General features: G+C 73.6%; 17 protein-coding genes. 10 read left to right on the top strand and 7 right to left on the bottom strand.

The window, feature by feature from the left end; translation table 11 throughout:
* Positions 1-237 precede the first annotated feature (237 nt).
* The 5 genes from ACIQ9G_RS16870 (at position 238) to ACIQ9G_RS16850 (ending at position 6,942) form a co-directional block, all read left to right on the top strand.
* The gene (locus tag ACIQ9G_RS16870; protein WP_403609614.1) at positions 238-1,128 is read left to right on the top strand and encodes an FAD binding domain-containing protein; all 891 of its coding nucleotides are present in this window, start codon (positions 238-240) and stop codon (positions 1,126-1,128) included.
* Positions 1,128-1,700 carry a (2Fe-2S)-binding protein gene (locus ACIQ9G_RS16865; protein WP_403609612.1) on the top strand — a complete coding sequence of 191 codons (573 nt, stop codon included), beginning with the start codon at positions 1,128-1,130 and terminating at the stop codon, positions 1,698-1,700. Before ACIQ9G_RS16870 ends, ACIQ9G_RS16865 begins: the two co-directional genes overlap by 1 nt.
* A gap of 2 nt (positions 1,701-1,702) precedes the next feature.
* The gene (locus ACIQ9G_RS16860) at positions 1,703-4,123 is read left to right on the top strand and encodes a xanthine dehydrogenase family protein molybdopterin-binding subunit (RefSeq protein ID WP_403609610.1); all 2,421 of its coding nucleotides are present in this window, start codon (positions 1,703-1,705) and stop codon (positions 4,121-4,123) included.
* A gap of 160 nt (positions 4,124-4,283) precedes the next feature.
* A complete protein-coding gene (locus ACIQ9G_RS16855) occupies positions 4,284-5,741 on the top strand; it encodes an NCS2 family permease (RefSeq protein ID WP_403609607.1) in 1,458 nt (485 codons plus the stop codon).
* A gap of 49 nt (positions 5,742-5,790) precedes the next feature.
* Entirely contained in the window at positions 5,791-6,942 is a 1,152-nt protein-coding gene (locus tag ACIQ9G_RS16850) for an XdhC family protein (protein WP_403609604.1), read from the top strand.
* 21 nt (positions 6,943-6,963) lie between these two features.
* On the opposite strand, the gene ACIQ9G_RS16845 is transcribed toward ACIQ9G_RS16850, so the two are convergent.
* Complete coding sequence (locus tag ACIQ9G_RS16845) at positions 6,964-7,302, bottom strand: YciI family protein (RefSeq protein WP_403609602.1); 339 nt, start codon at positions 7,300-7,302, stop codon at positions 6,964-6,966.
* Between the two features lie 70 nt (positions 7,303-7,372).
* Between ACIQ9G_RS16845 and ACIQ9G_RS16840 the strand changes: the two genes are divergently transcribed.
* Positions 7,373-8,422: a LysR family transcriptional regulator gene (locus tag ACIQ9G_RS16840; RefSeq protein ID WP_403609599.1), complete on the top strand. Its 1,050-nt coding sequence runs from the start codon at positions 7,373-7,375 to the stop codon at positions 8,420-8,422.
* A 94-nt stretch (positions 8,423-8,516) separates the two neighbouring features.
* On the opposite strand, the gene ACIQ9G_RS16835 is transcribed toward ACIQ9G_RS16840, so the two are convergent.
* Complete coding sequence (locus ACIQ9G_RS16835; protein ID WP_392192461.1) at positions 8,517-8,957, bottom strand: SRPBCC family protein; 441 nt, start codon at positions 8,955-8,957, stop codon at positions 8,517-8,519.
* Between the two features lie 256 nt (positions 8,958-9,213).
* Between ACIQ9G_RS16835 and ACIQ9G_RS16830 the strand changes: the two genes are divergently transcribed.
* Entirely contained in the window at positions 9,214-9,675 is a 462-nt protein-coding gene (locus ACIQ9G_RS16830; protein WP_403609596.1) for a TIGR03668 family PPOX class F420-dependent oxidoreductase, read from the top strand.
* Positions 9,676-9,687: 12 nt separating this feature from the next.
* On the opposite strand, the gene ACIQ9G_RS16825 is transcribed toward ACIQ9G_RS16830, so the two are convergent.
* Positions 9,688-10,827 (bottom strand): magnesium and cobalt transport protein CorA, encoded by a 1,140-nt coding sequence (locus ACIQ9G_RS16825; RefSeq protein ID WP_403609593.1) that lies wholly within the window; start codon positions 10,825-10,827, stop codon positions 9,688-9,690.
* Positions 10,828-11,017: 190 nt separating this feature from the next.
* On the opposite strand from ACIQ9G_RS16825, the gene ACIQ9G_RS16820 reads away from it, so the two are divergent.
* Positions 11,018-12,130: a winged helix DNA-binding domain-containing protein gene (locus ACIQ9G_RS16820; RefSeq protein ID WP_403609590.1), complete on the top strand. Its 1,113-nt coding sequence runs from the start codon at positions 11,018-11,020 to the stop codon at positions 12,128-12,130.
* 206 nt (positions 12,131-12,336) lie between these two features.
* Here ACIQ9G_RS16820 and ACIQ9G_RS16815 read toward each other — a convergent pair whose 3' ends face one another.
* The 3 genes from ACIQ9G_RS16815 to ACIQ9G_RS16805 form a co-directional block, all read right to left on the bottom strand.
* Positions 12,337-13,125 carry a S1 family peptidase gene (locus tag ACIQ9G_RS16815; RefSeq protein ID WP_403609588.1) on the bottom strand — a complete coding sequence of 263 codons (789 nt, stop codon included), beginning with the start codon at positions 13,123-13,125 and terminating at the stop codon, positions 12,337-12,339.
* A gap of 240 nt (positions 13,126-13,365) precedes the next feature.
* Positions 13,366-16,203 carry an ATP-binding protein gene (locus ACIQ9G_RS16810; protein WP_403609586.1) on the bottom strand — a complete coding sequence of 946 codons (2,838 nt, stop codon included), beginning with the start codon at positions 16,201-16,203 and terminating at the stop codon, positions 13,366-13,368.
* A 235-nt stretch (positions 16,204-16,438) separates the two neighbouring features.
* Positions 16,439-17,269 (bottom strand): response regulator transcription factor, encoded by an 831-nt coding sequence (locus ACIQ9G_RS16805; RefSeq protein ID WP_403609583.1) that lies wholly within the window; start codon positions 17,267-17,269, stop codon positions 16,439-16,441.
* A 134-nt stretch (positions 17,270-17,403) separates the two neighbouring features.
* Here ACIQ9G_RS16805 and ACIQ9G_RS16800 point away from each other — a divergent pair, with 134 nt between their 5' ends.
* Both ACIQ9G_RS16800 and ACIQ9G_RS16795 read left to right on the top strand, forming a co-directional pair.
* Positions 17,404-19,077, top strand: a complete 1,674-nt coding sequence (locus ACIQ9G_RS16800; RefSeq protein WP_403609581.1) for an AMP-binding protein — start codon at positions 17,404-17,406, stop codon at positions 19,075-19,077.
* Positions 19,074-20,681 carry an AMP-binding protein gene (locus ACIQ9G_RS16795; protein WP_403609578.1) on the top strand — a complete coding sequence of 536 codons (1,608 nt, stop codon included), beginning with the start codon at positions 19,074-19,076 and terminating at the stop codon, positions 20,679-20,681. Before ACIQ9G_RS16800 ends, ACIQ9G_RS16795 begins: the two co-directional genes overlap by 4 nt.
* A gap of 111 nt (positions 20,682-20,792) precedes the next feature.
* Here ACIQ9G_RS16795 and ACIQ9G_RS16790 read toward each other — a convergent pair whose 3' ends face one another.
* Positions 20,793-21,491, bottom strand: coding sequence for a hypothetical protein (locus ACIQ9G_RS16790; protein ID WP_403609576.1), 699 nt, complete (start codon positions 21,489-21,491; stop codon positions 20,793-20,795).
* Positions 21,492-21,583: the final 92 nt, after the last annotated feature.

Raw genomic sequence — 21,583 nt, 5'->3', positions numbered from 1 at the left:
CGTGTCCTCTGTTTCCAGGGGAAAGCCGAGAGGTTACGGACCGCCTCCGTTCATACGAATCTACAAGATGCCCGCCCTGGCCAGCCAACTCCTTCATGGTTTCGGTGACTGACCCCTCCGGCGCACAGAGCTGTGTACTGACGGCACTCCGCGTAAACAGCACAGGAAAGAGCCTCGGCCGCCGCACACGGATTGGCTCGATCTGTACGCCCCACGAGACGAAGAAGAGAGCCGGTCATGGACTTCCTTCGCCCCGCCAGCTGGGAGGAGGCGCTCGCCGCGAAGGCGGAGCACCCCACCGCTGTGCCGATTGCGGGTGGCACCGACGTGATGGTCGAGATCAACTTCGACCACCGCCGGCCCGAGTACCTCCTCGACCTGAACCGCGTCGGCGATCTCTACGAGTGGGAGGTCGGCGCGGACGGCGTGCGGCTCGGCGCCTCGGTGCCGTACACCAAGATCATGGAGCACCTGCGGACCGAGCTGCCGGGCCTGGCGCTCGCCTCGCACACGGTGGCCTCCCCGCAGATCCGCAACCGCGGCGGCGTCGGCGGCAACCTCGGCACCGCCTCCCCGGCCGGCGACGCCCACCCGGCCCTGCTCGCCGCGGGCGCCGAGGTCGAGGCCGAGTCGGTGCGCGGCACCCGCCGCATCCCGATCGACGCGTTCTACACGGGCGTGAAGCGCAACGCGCTCGCCCCCGACGAGCTGATCCGCGCCGTCCACATCAAGAAGGCGGACGGCCCGCAGCAGTACTCCAAGGTCGGCACCCGCAACGCCATGGTCATCGCGGTCTGCGCGTTCGGTCTGGCCCTGCACCCCGGGACCCGCACGGTCCGCACCGGCATCGGCTCGGCCGCGCCCACGCCTGTCCGCGCCCGGGCCGCCGAGGACTTCCTCGGCGCCGCGCTCGACGAGGGCGGCTTCTGGGACAACGGAAAGATCATCACCCCGTCGGTCGCCAAGCAGTTCGCCGAGCTGTGCTCCGCCGCCTGCAACCCGATCGACGACGTCCGGGGCACCGCGAGCTACCGCCGCCACGCGGTCGGCGTCATGGCCCGCCGGACCCTGACCTGGACCTGGGAGTCGTACCGCGGCGCCCGCCGCACCTCGGAGGGAGCTGCGTAATGCGCGTCAACTTCACCGTCAACGGACGCCCGCAGGAGGCCGACGACGTCTGGGAGGGCGAGTCCCTGCTCTACGTCCTGCGCGAGCGCCTCGGCCTGCCGGGCTCCAAGAACGCCTGCGAGCAGGGCGAGTGCGGCTCCTGCACGGTCCGCCTGGACGGCGTGCCCGTCTGCTCCTGCCTGGTCGCCGCCGGGCAGGCCGAGGGCCGCGAGGTCGTCACCGTGGAGGGCCTGGCGGACTTCGCCAGGCAGCGCGCCCGCAGCACGGACGCCTGCGGCACGTCACTGGACGAGGCCAAGGGATGGCAGGCCGGGGGCACCGACTCCCAGACCGGCGAGGGCGGCGAACTCTCGCCCGTCCAGCAGGCTTTCATCGACGCCGGCGCCGTCCAGTGCGGCTTCTGCACCCCGGGGCTGCTGGTCGCCGCCGACGAGATGCTGGAGCGCAACCCCGATCCGAGCGACGCGGACATCCGCGAGGCCCTGTCGGGCAACCTGTGCCGCTGCACGGGCTACGAGAAGATCATGGACGCGGTCCGCCTCGCGGCCGCCCGGCAGTCCGAGGGGGTCTGACCATGCCGTCCCCCAATCTCTCCACCACGTCCGAGCAGGGCGGTGCCCCCCTCGGCGCTCCGACGAAGATCACTCAGGGCTCGCAGACCAAGGGCGGCATCGGCGAGTCCACGCTCCGCCCGGACGGCACCCTCAAGGTCACCGGCGAGTTCGCGTACTCCTCCGACATGTGGCACGAGGACATGCTCTGGGGCCAGATCCTGCGCTCCACGGTCGCGCACGCCGAGATCGTCTCCATCGACACCAGCGAGGCCCTCGCCCTGCCGGGTGTGTACGCCGTCATGACCTACGACGACCTGCCGACGGAGGTGAGGCACTACGGCCTGGAGATCCAGGACACCCCGGTCCTCGCCCACGGCAAGGTCCGCCACCACGGCGAGCCGGTCGCGATCGTCGCCGCCGACCACCCGGAGACCGCGCGCCGCGCCGCCGCCAGGATCAAGGTCGAGTACAGGGAACTGCCCGTCATCACCGACGAGGCCTCCGCGACCGCCCCCGACGCCATCCTCGTCCACGACAACCGCACCGACCACCACGTCGGCCACGTCCCGCACCCCAACATCGTGCACCGCCAGCCGATCGTGCGCGGCGACGCGGGACAGGCCGCGAGGAAGGCGGACTTCGTCGTCAGGGGCGAGTACACCTTCGGCATGCAGGACCAGGCCTTCCTCGGCCCCGAGTCCGGTCTCGCCGTGCCGGAGGAGGACGGCGGCGTCCACCTCTACATCGCCACCCAGTGGCTGCACAGCGATCTGCGGCAGATGGCGCCCGTCCTCGGCCTGCCCGAGGACAAGGTGCGGATGACGCTGGCCGGCGTCGGCGGCGCGTTCGGTGGCCGCGAGGACCTGTCGATGCAGATCCACGCCTGCCTCCTGGCGCTGCGAACCGGCAAGCCCGTCAAGATCGTCTACAACCGCTTCGAGTCCTTCTTCGGCCACGTCCACCGCCATCCCGCGAAGCTGTCCTACGAGCACGGGGCCACACGCGAGGGCAAGCTGACCCACGTGAAGTGCCGTATCGTCCTCGACGGCGGCGCGTACGCCTCCGCCTCCCCGGCGGTCGTCGGCAACGCCTCCTCGCTCGGCATCGGCCCCTACGTCGTCGACGACGTGGACATCGAGGCCATCGCCCTCTACACCAACAATCCGCCCTGCGGCGCCATGCGCGGCTTCGGCGCGGTGCAGGCGTGCTTCGCCTACGAGGCGCAGATGGACAAGCTCGCCGACGCCGTCGGCATGGACCGGGTGGAGTTCCGGCAGCTCAACGCGATGTCCCAGGGGACGATCATGCCGACCGGGCAGCAGGTCGACTCCCCGGCCCCGGTCGCCGAACTCCTGCGCCGTGTCAAGGCGATGCCGATGCCGCCCGAGCGCCAGTGGGAGAGCTCCGAGGGCGCGGACGTCCGGCAGCTGCCCGGCGGCCTGTCCAACACCACGCACGGCGAAGGCGTCGTACGCGGGGTCGGCTACGCGGTCGGCATCAAGAACGTCGGCTTCTCCGAGGGCTTCGACGACTACTCCACCGCCAAGGTCCGCATGGAGGTCCTCGCCGGTGAGCCCGTCGCCACCGTGCACACCGCCATGGCGGAGGTCGGCCAGGGCGGCGTCACCGTCCACGCGCAGATCGCCCGCACCGAGCTGGGCGTCGCCCAGGTGACCATCCACCCGGCGGACACCCGGGTCGGCTCGGCCGGCTCCACCTCGGCCTCGCGGCAGACGTACGTCACCGGCGGCGCCGTCAGGAACGCGTGCGAACTCGTCCGGGAGAAGGTCCTGGAGATCGGCCGCCGCAAGTTCGGCTCCCACCACCCGGCCTGGGCGACCGCCGAACTGCTGCTGGAGGACGGCAAGGTCGTCACCGACGCCGGCGAGGTGCTCGCCGACCTGTCCGAGGTCCTGGAGGACGAGGCCGTCGAGGTAGAGGCGGAGTGGCGGCACCGGCCGACCGAAGCCTTCGACCCGCGCACCGGCCAGGGCAACGGCCATGTGCAGTACTCCTTCGCCGCGCACCGCGCCGTCGTCGAGGTCGACACCGAACTCGGCCTGGTGAAGGTGATCGAGCTGGCCTGCGCCCAGGACGTCGGCAAGGCGCTCAACCCGCTGTCCGTGGTCGGCCAGATCCAGGGCGGCACGACCCAGGGCCTCGGCATCGCGGTCATGGAGGAGATCGTCGTCGACCCGAAGACCGCCAAGGTGCGGAACCCCTCCTTCACGGACTACCTCATCCCCACCATTCTCGACACGCCGACCATCCCCGTCGACGTGCTCGAACTCGCCGACGACCACGCGCCGTACGGGCTGCGCGGCATCGGCGAGGCCCCCACCCTGTCGTCCACCCCGGCCGTCCTCGCGGCGATCCGGAACGCGACCGGGCTGGAGCTCAACCGCACGCCGGTACGGCCGGAGCACCTCACCGGCACGTGATCCCGCGGGAGTTGAGCAGGTGCGTCACCCCGGGGGACCCCGTGTCCCCCGGACCCCACCCCTCCATGTTCGTCTCGGGCCGTCCCCCGGGTCGTCCATTCCCAAATCCCGTACGCCCTCGCGGGCGCCGGGTGCCCCTGTGAACCTTGGGAGATGGCCCATGACCCAGCAATCCGTGGAGCCGAGGACCACCGCCGACGACGCGGGCGCGGGAACCCGCGTCCCGGCCGGCCGGTCCTGGCTCGACCGCTACTTCCACATATCCCTGCGGGAGTCCTCGATCGCGCGCGAGGTGCGCGGCGGCGTCACCACCTTCATGGCGATGGCGTACATCCTGCTGCTCAACCCCCTGATCCTGTCCGGCAAGGACGCGGCGGGGGACACCCTCGGCCAGAAGGCCGTGATCACCGCGACCGCGTTCGCGGCGGCCTTCACCACCCTGCTGATGGGGTTCTTCGGCAAGGTGCCGCTCGCCCTCGCCGCCGGCCTCTCCGTCTCCGGTGTCCTGTCCTCCCAGGTCGCCCCGCAGATGACCTGGCCGCAGGCCATGGGCATGTGCGTGATCTACGGCGTGGTCATCATGTTGCTGGTCGTCACCGGCCTGCGTGAGATGATCATGAACGCGATCCCGCTGGCGCTCAAGCACGGGATCACCATGGGCATCGGCCTGTTCATCGCCCTCATCGGCTTCTACAAGTCCGGCTTCGTGCACCAGGGCAAGGTCACCCCGGTCACCCTCGGACCGGCGGGCGAGCTCGCCGGCTGGCCCGTGCTGCTCTTCGCCGGCACCCTGCTGCTGATCTTCGTGCTCCAGGCCCGGAACGTCCCAGGCGCCATCCTCATCGGCATCGTCGGCGGCACCGCCGTCGCCGCCGTCCTCAACGCCGCCGGGGTCGTCAAGGCCGGCGCATGGGCCGCCGGGGCCCCCGAACTGCACGGCAGCGCGGTCTCGATGCCGGACTTCTCGCTCTTCGGGCACGTGGAGTTCGGCGGCTGGGGCAAGGTCGGCGCGATGACGGTCGGTATGATCGTCTTCACCCTCGTGCTGGCCGGCTTCTTCGACGCGATGGCCACCATCATCGGCGTCGGCACCGAGGCCGGACTCGCCGACGACGAGGGCCGGATGCCGGGCCTGTCCAAGGCGCTGTTCATCGACGGCGCGGGCGGCGCGATCGGCGGCGTGGCGGGCGGCTCCGGTCAGACCGTCTTCATCGAGTCGGCGACCGGCGTGGGCGAGGGCGCCCGTACCGGCCTCGCCTCGGTGGTCACCGGCCTGTTCTTCGCGGCCTGCCTGTTCTTCACCCCGCTGACCGCGATCGTCCCCCAGGAGGTCGCGTCCGCCGCCCTGGTGGTCATCGGCGCCCTGATGCTGATGAACGCCCGGCACGTGGACTGGGCCGACCGCGCCACCGCGATCCCGGTGTTCCTCACCGTGGTCCTGATGCCGTTCACGTACACCATCACCACCGGTGTGGCGGCCGGTGTCGTCTCCTACGTCGCCATCAAGGCCGCCCAGGGCAGGGCGCGGGAGATCGGCGCCTTCATGTGGGGGCTGGCGGTGATCTTCCTGGTGTACTTCGCCCTCCACCCGATCGAGAGCTGGCTGGGCGTGCACTGACGTTCCGTCAGCCGCACCGCACGCAGACACTGTTGAAGGAGACCGACAGATGCTGGACATCGCCGAGGACCTGAACCGGTGGCTCGGGCAGGGCCGCGACTTCGCCGTGGCCACCGTGGTGGCCGTGGGCGGCAGCGCGCCCCGCCGCCCGGGCGCCGCCCTCGCGGTGGACGCCGACGGCACGGCGATCGGCTCGGTCTCCGGCGGCTGCGTGGAGGGCGCGGTGTACGACCTGTGCCGGCAGGCGCTCCAGGACGGCGAGACCGTCCTGGAACGCTTCGGATACAGCGACGAGGACGCCTTCGCCGTGGGCCTGACCTGCGGCGGGATCATCGACATCCTCGTCACCCCGGTACGGGCCGCCGACCCGGTCCGTCCCGTCCTCGCCGCCGCGCTGGCCGCCGCCGGGCGCGGCGAGGCGGCGGCGCTCGCCCGGATCGTCTCCGGCCCCGGCGGACTGAGGGGCCGGGCCCTGCTGGTCCGCCCGGACGGCACGTGCGAGGGCGGTTTCGGCGCGCACCCGGAGCTGGACCGCACGGTGGCCGGCGAGGCGGCGGCCCTCCTGGACGCCGGACGCACCGGCACCCTGGAGATCGGTGAGCGGGGCTCCCGTTGCGGGGCCCCTCTCACCCTGCTGGTGGAGTCGTCGGTGCCGCCGCCCCGGATGATCGTCTTCGGCGCCATCGACTTCGCGTCGGCGCTGGTCCGCGCGGGCAAGTTCCTGGGCTTCCACGTCACGGTGTGCGACGCCCGTCCGGTCTTCGCCACGCGGACCCGTTTCCCCGACGCCGACGAGATCGTCGTCGAGTGGCCCCACCGGTACCTGGAACGCACGGAGACGGACGGCCGTACCGTGCTGTGCGTGCTGACCCACGACGCCAAGTTCGACGTCCCCCTGCTGAAGCGGGCGCTGCGCCTGCCGGTGGCGTACGTCGGCGCGATGGGCTCGCGCCGCACCCACCTGGACCGCAACGAGCGGCTGCGCCAAAAGGGCGTCACGGATATCGAGTTGGCCCGCCTCCACTCGCCCATCGGCCTCGACCTCGGCGCCCGCACCCCGGAGGAGACGGCCCTGTCCATCGCCGCGGAGATCGTCGCCGACCGGCGTGGCGGCAGCGGGGTCTCCCTGACCGGCGCGCACACACCCATCCACCACGACGAGGCGACGGCGCCGGCGCGGCGGATGGGGTCGGTGGCCTGAGCCGACGGAACCCGGTCCCCGTCAACCGCGCGATGCCGCAGGCCGGTTCGTGCCTTCCGCGGGCCAGGCGCCCCCATCCGTGTCCGGTGCGGCGTCCTCGGTCCGCGTCCACACCGGGCGGAAGGCCAGGATCTCCGCCGTGGCGGAGCCGCTCGTGACGAAGGGGTCCGAGGCGACGGCGGCCTCGATCGCGGAGCGCGGCCCGTCGGCGAGGACGAGCCCGCCGGTCCGGGGCTCCAGGGGCCCGGCGAGGCGGGCCAGCCCCCGGGCGAACACCCCCTCGGGATGGGTGTAGTGGGCCTCCTTGAGTGCGTCGATCCGCTCCAGCGGGACGCGGTACCTGAACACGATGACGTACATGCCTCCACCCAACGGCACGGGCGCGCCCGGGACCAGGACCTGTCGCCGAGAGAGCTATAGGCTGGAACCTATGGGTACGGGTGGGAGCGGGACGGTCCGGGCCGGGGACGGCGAAGGGGACGGCGAATCCGGGCCGCGGGAGCGGGCCTTGGACCGGCTGCCGGACCTGGAGCTGCGTCCGCTGCGGTACTTCGCCGCCGTCGCCGAGGCGGGCACCGTCACCGAGGCCGCCCGCCGGTTGCGCATCGCCCAGCCCAGCCTCAGCCAGCAGATCGCGCTGCTGGAGCGGCGCGTCGGCACGGCCCTGTTCCGGCGCCTGCCCCGGGGCATGGAACTCACCGAGGCCGGACGGCTGCTCCTCGACGGCGTCGACCAGGCGCTGAACGCGCTGAACTCCGCGGTGGCCGCGGCCCGTTCGGCCTGCCCGACCGCCGCCGTCGGGGTGTGCGCAGGCGTGGCACCGGAGATCCTGGAGCGCACCGAGCGGATCCTGACGCGCGACGGGCCCCTGCGCCTGGCCTACGAGCGGACCGACTCCGCGCGCACGGGCGACCTGCTGCGCGCCGGGACACTGGCCTACGGCGTCCTGCGCACCCCGCTCGACGACGTGCGGGGCCTGGAGCTGCGCACGATCGCCGACGAGCCCCTGGGCGTCGTGATGCGCCGCCGGCATCCGCTCGCCGGGCGCGCGGAACTCGGGTGGGGCGACCTCACCGGCCTGCGGCTGCTGTGGTTCCCCGCCCGGCGGGCCCCCGGCTACGCGTCCGCCGTCCTGGCCCGGCTCGCGGAACACGGCTGGACGCCCGACACGCTCGTCGAGGACAGCGGCAGCCACACCCTGTTCCGCCATGCGCTGCTCGGCCGGGACGACGTGGTGGCCCTGCGGACCCGCTCCGGCTCGGCGGGTGACACCGCCCTCGTCTGGCGGCCGGTCGGCCCGCGTCCGCCGCGCGAACGGCTGGCCCTGGCCGCGGCCCGGCGCTCGGTCTGGTCCCGCCTGCTTCCCCCGGACGACGGCACGACGGCGCGGGCGACGGTGCCGGATGCCGCCATGACGGCGCGGGCGACGGCGCCGGACGATGCCGCGACGGCGCCGGACGACGCCCCCGCGCCGGGGTGACGCCCCCGCGCCGGGGTGACGCCCCCGCGCCGGGGTGACGGCACACCGGCCGGGCAGCGGCGGCCCGCGGGGCCCGCCCGCGGGCCGGCGGTCGTCACGGGCGCCGCAGCAGCCCGTTCACCGCCCGGCCGAACACGGTGCGTGCCGTCCGTTCCACCACGGGGTCGAAGAGGCCGGGGAGGCACGCGATCCGCACCTCCTCGCGCCACCGCACCCGGGTGCGGCCGCCGGGGCCCGGCCGTACCTCGATCTCCGCCCAGCCCTTGACGACACGGCCCCGTTTCTCCAGGCGGCACAGGCCGGCCTCGCCATCGGCCGGCGGGTGCCAGACGGTGACCACCATGGGATCGTCGAAGGCGAGCGGGCCGATCCCCGAACGGGCCACGAAGCGTGTCCCCTCGCCGGTCGGCTCGGGCGTGACCACGGTGATGCGGGTCAGCGGGACCACGTCGGCGTGGCGGGACCACTGGGTGAGCCGGCGCCACGCCTCGTCGATGGACAGCGGGGCGGTGCGTTCGAGGAAGAAGGTGACCACAGGTCGATCGTAGGCAACGCGGCCTGTTTCCCGACGTGTTCGTCCCCAGGTCACACGGTTGGCCCAGCGCGCGGAAGGCGTGACGGGGCCGGGTCGGGTGCCGGGGCGCACGCCGAGCAATTTCGAAAATGTGAGCTATTTTCCGGGTCTCCCGCCCGGGGCGGCGGTCCTCATGTTGTCGCCCGGGCCCGGCCGGGGTACCCGGCGCGAAGCGGAGGAGAGTCCGCCCCGACGCGACCCGGGAGAGGAGACACCCGTGCCGCAGATGGACCCCGACGAGACGCGGCGGCGGTTCGCCGCCGCCCGGGTGGCACGGCTGGCCACGGTGGACGCGGCCGGGCGCCCCCACCTGGTGCCGGTGGTGTTCGCCGCCCACGGTGAGGACGAGATCGTCACCGCGGTCGACCGCAAGCCCAAGAGCACGTCCGGGCTGAAACGGCTGCACAACGTCGCCGTCACCCCGGCCGTGTGCCTGCTGGCGGACGCCTACGACGAGGACTGGGGCCGGCTGTGGTGGGTCCGCGCCGACGGCGGCGCGCGGATCGTGACGCCCGACGCCGCGCACCCCGAGGTCCGGCGGGCCTACGAGGACGCGCTCACCCGGCTCCAGCGCAAGTACCCGCAGTACCAGGACGAGCCGCCGGACGGCCCGGTGATCGCGGTCACCGTCCACCACTGGACCGGCTGGGAGGCGGGCCCGCCGTCCGCCCCCGCCTGAGCCGCCGGGCCCTCAGAGCCAGTCCCGCCGCTTGAAGACGACGTACAGGGTGACGCACACGACGGCCATCAGGAGGATGGCGAAGGGATACCCGAACACCCAGTGCAGCTCAGGCATGTGCGCGAAGTTCATGCCGTAGATCGTCCCGACCAGGGTGGGGGCGAAGAGGATCGCCGCCCACGAGGAGATCTTCTTGATCTCCTCGTTCTGCTCGAACCCCGCCTCCGCCAGGGCCCGCATCTCCGCGTTCTGCTCCTGGGTGACCAGGGTGGTGTTCACGGTGAGGATCTCGGTGAGGGCCTGGCGGAAGGCGTCGACCCGCTCGCTGGTGTGGGTGACGTGGTCGGCGACGTCCCGCAGGTACCGCTGGAGTTCCTCGTCCGTGCCGTATTTGGAGAATCCCGCCATCAGGCCGTGCAGCATGCCGACCAGGGGACGGGTGGCGCGCTGGAACTCGACCATCTCGCGGGAGAGTTCGTAGATGCGGCGGGAGACCTCGGGATCGCCGCCGAACACCTCGGTCTCGATCTCGTCGATGTCGTTCTGGACGCCGGCCACGACCGGCGCGTAGCCGTCCACCACCGCGTCGAGGATCGCGTACAGCACCGCCTCCGGGCCCAGCTTCAGCAGGTCCGGCGTCTCCTCCATGCGGCGGCGGACCGCGGAGAGGTCGGGGGCGCCGCCGTGGCGCACGGTGATCACGAAGTCCGGGCCCACGAACACGTGCAGTTCGCCGAAGTCGACCTGCTCGGGCGCGTCGAGGTAGCGCGCGGCCCGCAGGACGACGAACAGGGTGTCGCCGTAGCGCTCCAGCTTGGGCCGCTGGTGGGCCTCCATCGCGTCCTCGACCGCGAGCGGATGCAGGTCGAACTCCGACGCCAGGGAGAGCAGTTCGCTCTCCGTGGGACGGGCGAGCCCGATCCACGCCATCCCCTCGGGCTGCTCGCGCAGCTCCCGGAAGGTCTCGGCGAGGGAGGCGGGGGAGGAGACCCGGACCCCGTCGCGGTAGAGGGCCGCCTGCACCACGCTCGCCACCTCGGCCGGGTCCGCGTCGGTCGTCTGGGCAGGCGGAGCCGGGGACCTCTCGCCGGGCGGCGGTGCCGGCGCGCGGCGCCAGACGGACGAGGCGGGACGGCTGCGTCGCTCGGGCATCGGGGACCGCCTCTCGACCGAACCTGCGCCTGCGAGATCACGGTCAGCATACGAGACCTAAGGGCCGGAGGCGGCGGGCGAACCGTCGCAGTACCAGGGGCGGACCGGGCCGGCCCTCGCGGACCGCGCGGCCCCGGGGCGCCCGGCATAGCGGACGGATGCTGTCGGCCCGCTGCGTTAGCGTGCGTGCATGACAAAGCCGACGGCCGCCGCGACCGCCCCCGTGCTCGGCGCCCGCGCCCTGAACCGCGCGACCCTCAGCAGGCAGCTCCTGCTGAGCCGTTCGCCGATGTCCGCCGAGGCCGCCGTCAAGCACCTCGTCGGCCTCCAGGCCCAGAACGTCAAACCGCCCTACTACGCGCTCGCGGCCCGCCTCGAAGGCTTCGGCCCCGAGGAGCTGTCCAGCCTCATGGCGAGCCGCGAGGTCGTCCGGATCGTCACGATCCGCTCCACCATCCACACCCACACCGCCGACGACTGCCTCTCCCTGCGCCCGCTCGTCCAGCCCGCCCGCGACCGTGAGATCACGCTGTTCCGCAAGGGGCTCGCCGGTGTCGATCTCGACCGGCTGGCCGCGTTCGCCCGCGAACTCGTCGAGGCCGAGCCATGCACCATGAGCCGGCTGCGCGAGGCCCTCCTGGCCGAGTGGCCGGACGCCGACCCGCAGGCCCTCGGCGTGGCCGCCCGCTGCCGGCTCCCGCTGGTCCAGGTCCCCCCGCGCGGACTGTGGGGCAGGAGCGGACAGGTCGTCCTCACCACCGCCGAGCACTGGCTCGGCCGCCCCGCCGAACCCGCGCCCGCCCCCGACGCCACCGTCCTGCGCTACCTCGCCGCCTTCGGGCCGGCCTCCGTCAAGGACATGCAGATCTGGGCGGGCCTGACCCGTCTGCGCGAGGTGTTCGAGCGCCTGCGGCCCCGGCTCGTCACCTTCCGGGACGAGACCGGCCTGGAGCTCTTCGACCTGCCGGACGCGCCCCGCCCGGACCCGGACATCCCGGCCCCGCCCCGGTTCCTGCCCGAGTTCGACAACCTGCTCCTCTCCCACGCCGACCGCACGCGCGTGGTGCCGGAGGAGTACCGGGGGCGCGCGGCGCGGGGCAACCAGGCCCACCGCGTCCTCCTCGTCGACGGCTTCCTGGCCGGCGTGTGGAAGCTGGAGGGCGGCGCACTCGTCGTCGAGCCCTTCCGCGAGCCCACCAGGGCCGAGCGGCAGGAGATCACCGCCGAGGGGGAGCGGATGCTCGCGGTGCTCCATCCGGGGAGCTCGTACGACATCCGGTTCGGCACCGTGGTGCGCCGCTGAGCCGCTGAGCCGCAGAGCGCAGAACCGCTGAGCCGCAGAACCGCGGAGGCGCAGGCCGCAGCGCCGCCGGGGCGCGAAGCCGCGCCCCGCTCCGGGTGCTACCACCGAGGCCGCGCTCCGGGCACATGGATAGGGGGCGTTGCGGGCCGCGCGTGGAGGCCCGCAACGCCCCCTGGCACTGACCTGGGGGTCGAACCGTCAGCGGGTCACGAGGTGACCTGCGCGGTGACCAGGCCGGAGAAGGCGGTCAGCCGGGTGTACACACCCGGGTAACCCGCCTCCGCACAGCCGTTGCCCCAGGAAGTGATCCCTGCCAGGACGCCCCCGATGAGCAGGGGACCGCCGCTGTCGCCCTGGCAGGTGTCTACGCCGCCGGAGGAGTATCCGGCGCACACCATGTCGCTCGCGACGAAGTCGGAGCCGTAGGAACCGGCGCAGCTGTAGTCGGACGCGACGGGCACGGTCGCGGTCCGCAGCTGGTTGGAGGAACTGCCGCTCTCGGACGTGGTGCCCCAGCCGAGGATGCGGGCCGTGGTGCCGGCCGCGTACACGCCGCTGTCGTCGGAGGACACGTACGGGGCCGCGGTGTACGGCATCGAGGTCGACAGGGTCAGCACCGCCACGTCGTCGCCGTTGGTGGCGTCCGTGTAGTCCGGGTCGATCCAGATCCGGCCGACCTTGCTCACCGTGCCGTCGGTGCCGTCCAGGTAGGTGCGGCCGCCCACCACGCGCACACCGGTCGGGGTCTCGCCCGCCATGCAGTGGGCGGCGGTGACCACCTTGGTGGGCGCGACCAGGGTGCCGCCGCAGAACTGGTTGCCGGACGCGTCCGTGATCTGCATGACGAACGGGTACGCGCCGGTCGTGGTCGTGGTGCCGCCGACGACGGGCTGGGGAAGAGCGGCGGCTGAGGGAGCGGTGAGCAGCGCGGTCGCGGCGGAGGCAGCGGCCGCGCCGAGCGCGGCCGTCTGTCTGGCGCGGGTGAGGCCGAACATGCGTCTCCTCGTGGGCTGGCCGGTGGGGGGGGGCGCCGGGCGGTTGAGCACGGGGGTCTCGGGACAGACCCCCGTATGCCCGGGCGAGCGGCACGGCTCTTACGCTAGGGCCCGGTGCAATCCGCCCCAATGAGGGAACCCCCTAGGGGAGTTGGGCAGGGAAAACCCTCGGTCCTGCTCGATGCGCCGACGGCGGCGTCCCGCACGGGGCCCACTCCAGGCAGTTAACCCGGGCCGCCCTCACTTCGCGCGCCGGGCCGCCGCCAATCGGACGATGTCCACCCGGGAACGGATCCCCAGCTTGCGGTAGACGCGGGTCAGGGTCGCCTCGACCGTCTTGACGCTGACGAACAGCCGCGCGGCTATCTCCCGGTTGGTCGCGCCCTCCATGACCAGCGCGGCCACCTGGCGCTCCATGGCGGCCAGCCCGTCCAGCGCCGCGGGCGTGACCTCCGGCTGGGCCGGACGGGCGACGGCGGCCGCCTCCACCCGGCCCAGCCAGGGCAGCGCGCGGCAGCGCCGGAACAGGCGCGCCGCCTCGTCGTACGACGTCGGTCCCGGCCCGGGGTTCCCCCCTGCCCGAGCGGAGCCGGGAGCCCGGGGGAGGGTGCGCAGCTGGGCCAGCGCGAACGCCGCCCGGGCCTCCTCCAGCCCGTGCCCCAGCTTCGCCAGCCGGTCCTGCGCGGACGTCAGCTGGGCCACGGCCCCCTCCTGGTCGCCGCGGGCCGCCCGGACCAGTGCCTCGGACCGGTCGAGCACGGCCAGCACGCTCTCCCGGTCCAGCCGCAGCGCGTGCTCGCGCGCCACGTCGATCACGTCCTGCGCCTCGGCCGGCTCCCCGGCCTGCACCAGCGCCTCCGCGAGGTCGCCGTGCCAGCGGCCGCGCGCCGGGTCGGTGATGCCGAGCGCCGACTCCAGCTCCCGCACCCGGCGCAGCGAGGCGACCGCGGCCGGCGCGTCCCCGGCGACCAGCTGGGCGTAGCCCAGCGCGGCCAGGGCGCGCGACAGGTACATCGGGTCGCCGTCCTCCTCGGCGTGCCCCACCGCCTCCCGGGCCAGGGTCTGGGCGCGCTCCGCGTCCCCGCCGGAGGCCTCGGCCATGGCGGCCAGCATGGCGGAGGCGCTCTCGCCGATCCCGGTGTCCCGGGCCATCCGCAGGCTCTCCCGGGCCAGGTCGAGCGCGCGGCCGCAGTGCCCGCAGCGCAGCTCGGTCTCGGCCAGCATGCGCACGAAGTGCACCTCGCTCTCGACCATGCCGCGCCGCCGCACCTCGCGCAGCAGCGTGGTGATGGTCGTCCGGGCCTCCGCGAGCTGGTCGCTCATCAGCAGCCAGCGGAACCGGGCCGAGCCGACGCCGTTGTGGTGGCACGCCACGTACGGGTCCTGCGGCTCCTTCAGCGCCTGCTTGATGGTCGCGGGGGCGTCGGGGTGCCCCATCAGGGTCTCGGTCGACGACTGGAAGGCGAGCGCCATGAGCTCGGTCCTGCGGTCCCGGCCGCGCGCGGCCAGCTGCGCCGCGTGCGCGGCCTCCCGCCGGGCCACCTCGAAGTCGCCCTCCACCACCAGCCCGCGCCAGGCCAGCTGGTAGTGGACCAGGGCCAGCAGCCGCGGGTCGTCGCCCGCGTCGGCCAGCGCCTGCGGGAACACCGCGTCCACGTCCCCGAGGGCCTGCCCGGCGGCCTCGATCACCACCATCCAGGCCCGCACCCGGTCCGCGGGCACCGTCGCCCGGGTCAGCACCTCCCGCGCGATGTCCCGGGCGAGGTCCACCTCCCCGGCGGTGATGGCGTCCTCGGCGGCCTGCAGACGCCGGTCGTCCGGGCCCGGCACGCTGTCCGGCGGGGTGTGGCGGGCCGCGAGCAGCCCGAGCGAGGCGGCCACCGACGGCGCCCCGCGGTCCCGGGCCAGGGCGGCCGTCCCGGCGAGCCGGGCGGCCACCTCCGGGTCGGTGCCGGTGGTGGCCAGCGCCAGGTGCCGGGCCCGCTCGATCGGGTCGGAGGCGGCGGTGGACAGCGCGGCGTGCACGGCGCGCCGCTCCTGCGCGGGCGCCTCCGCGTACAGCGCCGCCGAGATCAGCGGGTGCGCGAACCGTACGGTCGGGCCCTCCGGGTCCGTCGTCAGCAGCCCCAGCTCGGCCGCCTGGGCGCACTCCGCCTCGGCGCTCTCCCGGCCGGCCGCGCGCAGCAGCGCGGGCGTGGGACGGGCGCCCGCGCTCGCCACGAGCAGGGTCCGGCGCGCCTCGCCGGAGAGCATCTCCAGGCGGCTCAGCACCAGCGCGCGCAGCGAGGTCGGCACCGGCAGCGGCTCGCCCGGGCGGGGCGCGGTCGGGCTCTCGGCCATGGCCCGGCCCAGCTCCAGCGCGAACAGGGGGTTGCCGCCGCTGGTGCGGTGGATGTCGCGGACCGTGGAGCGGGGCAGGCCGGTGTAGCCGCGGAGGTCGAGCAGCGAGGACACCTGGGTGCGGGAGAGCGGGCCCAGCCGGACGGCCAGGGTGTCGGGCGGGCAGGCCCGCAGATGGCGGTCGTACTCCTGGCCCTCGGTGCGCACCGCGCACAGCATCTGCACGGGCGTCTCGCCCAGGCGGCGGGCGGCGAAGCCGAGCAGTTCGGCGCTGGCCGGGTCCAGCCATTGGAGGTCGTCGGCGACGATCAGGACCGGGCCCTCGGCGGCGAGCGCGCGCAGTGCCGACAGCACGGCCAGACGCAGCGCGAGGCCGTCGCGCTGGAGGGTGGACTCGCCGCGGCCGGTGAGCGCCGCCTCCAGGGCGGTGCGCTGGGCGGCGGGCAGCCTGCCGGACACCTCGTCCAGGACCAGGCCGAGCAGGTCGGCCAGCGCCAGGAAGGGCAGGTGCGATTCGGACTCCGTCGCGGAGCAGCGCAACACGGTCCGGGCCGCCGGGGCATATTCCGCCGCCATTGCCCGCAGCACGGTCGACTTTCCTATTCCGGCGGGGCCGTGAAGCAGCACGCTGCCGCCGCGGGCGAGCTGTTCGCGCGCCGCGGCCGACGGCTCCGCCCGGCCGATGACCTGGTCGGAGCGGCAGCTCGCAGGGTCCTTGAAGTCCCGTCGCACGGTCACCGCTCCCCTCGTGTGTCGTGTCCGGGGCAAATTCTAGGCAACACGTCCTTGAAATTCGGACCCGCGGGGTGGTGAGGGAAATAACAGCGGCGCGGTCGCGGTGAATTCACCGCACCGCCGAATGAATACGAACCGCGCACCGACAACCCCGCCGCCACCACTCCCACGCCCCGCCCCACCGTACTCCGCGCACGACGTCCGGCGGGGCGGCACCGGTGTACCGCGGCGCCCGGTCCTACGGCAGCAGCCCGGCCCGGCGGGCCGCCGCCACCGCCTCTCCCCGGGTGTGGGCGCCCAGCTTGCGCATCGCCGAGCGGAGGTAGCCCTTGACGGTCTCCGGGCTCAGCCCGAGGCGGGCGGCGGCCGTCGCGTTCGTCGCCCCGGCGGCCACACAGGCCAGGACGTCCAGCTCCCGGGGCGCCAGACCCACCCCGCACGCCGGGGCGACGCCCGTCAGCAGGGCGCACGCGTCCAGCAGCTCGGCCCGCAGCGCCGGGTCCGTGATCCGCGGGGCCAGCGCGCGCAGCGCCGCGTGGGCCTCCCGGACCTGTTCCCGGACGACGCCGGCGGCGTCGGGGTCCGGGGCCGTCCGCACCGCCGCCAGCAGCCCCCGCGCCTCCTCCCGCACCACCAGCGCCTGCTCCACGTCCCGCGCCGCCTCCACGGCCGCGCTCAGCGTGCGGTCGCCGAGCGGCTGGGCCGTGCGCAGCGCGCCGTACAGCACCCCGCGCACCCGGCGCCGCACCACGACCGGCACCGCCAGCACCGAGCGCAGCCCCTCGGCGGCGACCGGGACGTCGTACTCGTGGCTGATCTGCCGGGAGGAGGAGTAGTCCGTCACCGCGCACGGGCGGGCGAGGGCCACCGCCTTGCCGCCGAGACCGTTGCCCGAGGTCACCGCGAGGGCGCTGAGCGCGAGCGTCGTCGTGCCGCTGAGCTCGGTGATCCGCACCCGCGGCCGGCCGGACTCCACCACCCCGCCGAAGGCGACCGGCAGCCCCGTCGTCCGGCGCAGCCGCAGCAGCGCGCCCCGAATGTCCACCGCTGCGGACGCGTCCGATGTCACCCGCTCGCCCCTTCGTCGCGGCCCCTGTGCGAGCCCACACCCCCGTTCGGGGGTAGTGAGACCTCCATCACGGATTACACGATGGCAGAGAGCCGCCCGGCAATGGTCCGGCACCACGGGAGCGAGGAGGACGGATGACGACGGCGACCGAGGTCTTCCGCAGGGCGCGGGACTTCCTGCTGGAACACCGCGAGGACTACGCCACGGCCTACGCGGGCTTCGAGTGGCCCCGCCCCGAGCACTTCAACTGGGCGCTGGACTGGTTCGACGTCGTCGCCGAGGGGAACGACCGCACCGCCCTGCACATCGTCGAGGAGGACGGCACCGAGACCCGGATCTCCTTCGCCGAGATGGCCGAGCGCTCCAACCGGGTCGCGAACTGGCTCCACGCGCGGGGCGTCGCCGCCGAGGACCGCATCCTCGTCATGCTCGGCAACCAGGCCGAACTCTGGGAGACGGCGCTGGCCGCGATGAAGCTGCGCGCGGTGGTCATCCCGGCCACCCCGCTGCTCGGGCCCGCCGACCTGCGCGACCGGGTCGAGCGCGGCCACGTCAAGCACGTGATCGTGCGCGCCGAGGACACCGGCAAGTTCGCCGACGTCCCCGGCACCTACACCCGCGTCTGCGTCGGCGGCCTGCCCGAGGAGGGCTGGGAGCCGTACGAGGACGCCCGTGCGGCCCCCGCCGAGTTCGTGCCGGACGGCCCGACCCTCGCCGACGACCCGCTGATGCTGTACTTCACCTCGGGCACCACCGCCCGCCCCAAGCTGGTCGAGCACACCCACACCTCGTACCCGATCGGGCACCTGGCGACCATGTACTGGATCGGCCTGAGGCCCGGGGACGTGCACCTCAACATCTCCTCACCGGGGTGGGCCAAGCACGCCTGGTCGAACCTGTTCGCGCCGTGGAACGCCGAGGCGACCGTCTTCATCCACAACTACACCCGCTTCGACGCGGTCCGGCTGATCGGGGAGATCGAGCGCGCCGGGGTCACCACCTTCTGCGCCCCGCCGACCGTGTGGCGCATGCTCATCCAGGCCGACCTGAGCCAACTGGGCACCCCGCCCCGCGAGGTCGTGGCCGCCGGTGAGCCGCTGAACCCCGAGGTCATCGAGCAGGTGCGGCGCGCCTGGGGGGTGACCATCCGGGACGGCTTCGGGCAGACCGAGACGGCCGTGCAGGTCTCCAACAGCCCCGGCCAGCCCCTGAAGACCGGCTCCATGGGACGGCCCAGCCCCGGCTACCGCGTCGAGCTGCTCGACCCGGTCTCGGGCGCGCCGGGCGCCGACGAGGGCGAGATCGCGCTCGACCTGTCCGAGCGGCCGGCCGGGCTGATGACCGGCTACCACGGCGACGCGGACCGCACGGCCGAGGCGATGGCGGGCGGCTACTACCGCACCGGGGACATCGGCTCCCGGGACGAGGACGGGTACATCACCTACGTCGGCCGCGCCGACGACGTCTTCAAGGCCTCGGACTACAAGATCTCCCCCTTCGAGCTGGAGAGCGCCCTGCTGGAGCACGAGGCGGTGGCCGAGGCGGCCGTCGTGCCCGCGCCGGACCCGCTGCGCCTGGCCGTGCCGAAGGCGTACGTCGTGCTGGCGGAGGGCTGGGATCCCGGCCCCGACACCGCCAAGGTGCTCTTCGAGCACTCCCGCCAGGTCCTCGCCCCCTACAAGCGCGTCCGCCGCCTGGAGTTCGGCGCGCTGCCCAAGACCGTCTCCGGCAAGATCCGCCGGATCGAGCTGCGCGAGGCCACGGCCGCCGGCTCGGAGGAGGAGTACCGCGAGGAGGACTTCCGGTGAGCGAGCCGTCGTACAGCCACGGGACCGGCGCCACGCCGCTGCTCGGCGACACCGTCGCCGCCAACCTGGACCGGGCGGTCGCCGCGTATCCCGACCGCGAGGCGCTCGTCGACGTGCCCTCCGGACGCCGCTGGACCTACGCCGAGTTCGGCCCGGCGGTCGACGAGGTGGCCCTCGGACTGCTCGCCAAGGGAGTGGCCAAGGGCGACCGGGTCGGGATCTGGGCGGTCAACTGCCCCGAGTGGGTGCTGGTCCAGTACGCCACCGCCCGCATCGGCGCGATCATGGTGAACATCAACCCCGCCTATCGCGCCCACGAGCTGGAGTACGTCCTCCGGCAGGCGGGCATCTCGGTCCTGATCGCCTCCCAGGCCCACAAGAGCAGCGACTACCGGGCGCTGGTCGACCAAGTTCGCGGCAAATGCCCCGAGTTGCGGGAAACTGTCTACATAGGCGACCCGTCGTGGGACGCGCTGACGGCCGGCGCCGCCTCGGTGCCGCCGGAACGCCTGGCCGCCGCCGCGGCCGAGCTGAGCTGCGACGACCCGGTCAACATCCAGTACACGTCTGGCACCACGGGCTTCCCCAAGGGCGCCACGCTCTCCCACCACAACATCCTCAACAACGGATACTGGGTGGGGCGTACGGTCGGCTACACCGAGCAGGACCGGGTCTGCCTGCCCGTGCCCTTCTACCACTGCTTCGGCATGGTGATGGGCAACCTCGCGGCGACCTCGCACGGCGCCTGCATCGTCATCCCGGCGCCGTCGTTCGAGCCGAAGGCCACGCTGGAGGCCGTGCAACAGGAGCGCTGCACCTCGCTGTACGGCGTCCCGACCATGTTCATCGCGGAGCTGAACCTCCCGGACTTCGCCGGTTACGACCTGTCCTCGCTGCGCACCGGGATCATGGCGGGCTCGCCCTGCCCGGTGGAGGTGATGAAGCGGGTGGTCGCCGAGATGCACATGGCGGAGGTCTCCATCTGCTACGGCATGACCGAGACCTCCCCGGTCTCCCTCCAGACACGGATGGACGACGACCTCGACCACCGCACCGGCACGGTCGGCCGGGTGCTGCCGCACATCGAGGTGAAGATCGTCGATCCGGTGACCGGGGTGACCCAGCCGCGCGGCACCGCGGGCGAGTTGTGCACCCGCGGCTACAGCGTGATGCTCGGCTACTGGAACGAGGCGGAGAAGACCGCCGAGGCCGTCGACCCGGCCCGCTGGATGCACACCGGCGACCTCGCGGTGATGCGCGAGGACGGGTACGTCGAGATCGTCGGCCGGATCAAGGACATGATCATCCGGGGCGGGGAGAACATCTACCCGCGCGAGATCGAGGAGTTCCTCTACGGCCACCCGAAGATCCGCGACGTGCAGGTCGTCGGCGTGCCGCACGAGCGGTACGGCGAGGAGGTGCTCGCCTGCGTCATCCCGCTCGACCCGGCCGACCCGCTGACGCTGGAGGACGTCCGGGTCTTCTGCGAGGGGCAGTTGGCACACTACAAGGTCCCGACCCGGCTGAGCGTCCTGGACGCCTTCCCGATGACGGTGTCGGGAAAGGTGCGCAAGGTCGAGCTGCGGGAGAAGTACGGGGTGTGAACCGTATCCGAGGGAGCATGAGACACGTGCTCGACGGCGGGCCCCGGTCGCGTGCGCAGTCGGTGGCGCACAAGGCTGCCGGGGTCCCGCCCCTGCCGGTGCGGTGGCCGTTCAGGCGCCCGTGGTGTGCAGAGCGTCGGCCGGTTCGTTCACCGGCTGTGGGGTGCCCGTGAGGTCGAGGACGAAGAGCGGGATGCCCAGAGCGTCGGCGCGGCCGCGGGCGTCGTCGGTGTAACCGGCCAGGGAGAAGTAGGCGCAGCCCGCGGACTCCGTCATCGCCGTCAGCCACAGGCACTCCACGTCCCGCAGCGAGGCCGGCCGCACCGCCGGGTCGACCTGGGCGAGCAGGCCCCGGGCGGCGAGGCCGACGCCGGCCGGGGGCCGCCGGTCGGACCGGCGGATGTCCTCGTAGCCGAGCCAGCGCAGATAGAGCGCGGCGGCGGTGACCGCGTCACGTGCGGTACGGATCGTGACGGGCTGGAAGGCGGGGCGCGGCGGGGGAGCGGGGGCGGCGGGGACGCTCTCGGTGGGCGCGGACTCCGCCGCCGGTGCCGCCTCCCTCAGCGGGATCCGCAGGAACGTCCCGCACGAGCAGCCCAGTTCCGGGCGGGGCCACTGGTCGCGGCGGCCGCACGATCCGCAGCGGACGGTGATCCAGTCCTCGTCCCAGACGCGGTGGGCGACCGGGGCGGGCGCGCCCCGGTCCAGCGACGGGGCGACCGGCGCCCCGCACGCGCAGGGATAGGACGGCGCGGTGTAGACGTGCTCGCGCCGGCAGGCCGGGCAGCGCACCGGCACGCTCTCGGGCATGGGCCCACTCCAGGACGTCGGATCGAGGGAGCGGTCCCATCGTGCTCCAGCCGCCCCCGGTCTGTCCGCCGCTTCACGTACCGCCCGCCCCC

Origin of the sequence: Streptomyces sp. NPDC096152, assembly GCF_044763235.1 — a bacterium.
GTDB lineage: Bacteria > Actinomycetota > Actinomycetes > Streptomycetales > Streptomycetaceae > Streptomyces.
Note: the sequence above shows the minus strand (reverse complement) of the source record. Positions and strands in the feature narration are given on the sequence as shown.

Bases quoted from the DNA above. Each gene is read 5' to 3' on its own strand.
- ACIQ9G_RS16870 (WP_403609614.1), top strand. From the start codon at position 238: ATGGACTTCCTTCGCCCCGCCAGCTGGGAGGAGGCGCTCGCCGCGAAG.
- ACIQ9G_RS16865 (WP_403609612.1), top strand. From the start codon at position 1,128: ATGCGCGTCAACTTCACCGTCAACGGACGCCCGCAGGAGGCCGACGAC.
- ACIQ9G_RS16860 (WP_403609610.1), top strand. From the start codon at position 1,703: ATGCCGTCCCCCAATCTCTCCACCACGTCCGAGCAGGGCGGTGCCCCC.
- ACIQ9G_RS16855 (WP_403609607.1), top strand. From the start codon at position 4,284: ATGACCCAGCAATCCGTGGAGCCGAGGACCACCGCCGACGACGCGGGC.
- ACIQ9G_RS16850 (WP_403609604.1), top strand. From the start codon at position 5,791: ATGCTGGACATCGCCGAGGACCTGAACCGGTGGCTCGGGCAGGGCCGC.
- ACIQ9G_RS16845 (WP_403609602.1), bottom strand. From the start codon at position 7,302: ATGTACGTCATCGTGTTCAGGTACCGCGTCCCGCTGGAGCGGATCGAC.
- ACIQ9G_RS16840 (WP_403609599.1), top strand. From the start codon at position 7,373: ATGGGTACGGGTGGGAGCGGGACGGTCCGGGCCGGGGACGGCGAAGGG.
- ACIQ9G_RS16825 (WP_403609593.1), bottom strand. From the start codon at position 10,827: ATGCCCGAGCGACGCAGCCGTCCCGCCTCGTCCGTCTGGCGCCGCGCG.
- ACIQ9G_RS16820 (WP_403609590.1), top strand. From the start codon at position 11,018: ATGACAAAGCCGACGGCCGCCGCGACCGCCCCCGTGCTCGGCGCCCGC.
- ACIQ9G_RS16815 (WP_403609588.1), bottom strand. From the start codon at position 13,125: ATGTTCGGCCTCACCCGCGCCAGACAGACGGCCGCGCTCGGCGCGGCC.
- ACIQ9G_RS16800 (WP_403609581.1), top strand. From the start codon at position 17,404: ATGACGACGGCGACCGAGGTCTTCCGCAGGGCGCGGGACTTCCTGCTG.
- ACIQ9G_RS16790 (WP_403609576.1), bottom strand. From the start codon at position 21,491: ATGCCCGAGAGCGTGCCGGTGCGCTGCCCGGCCTGCCGGCGCGAGCAC.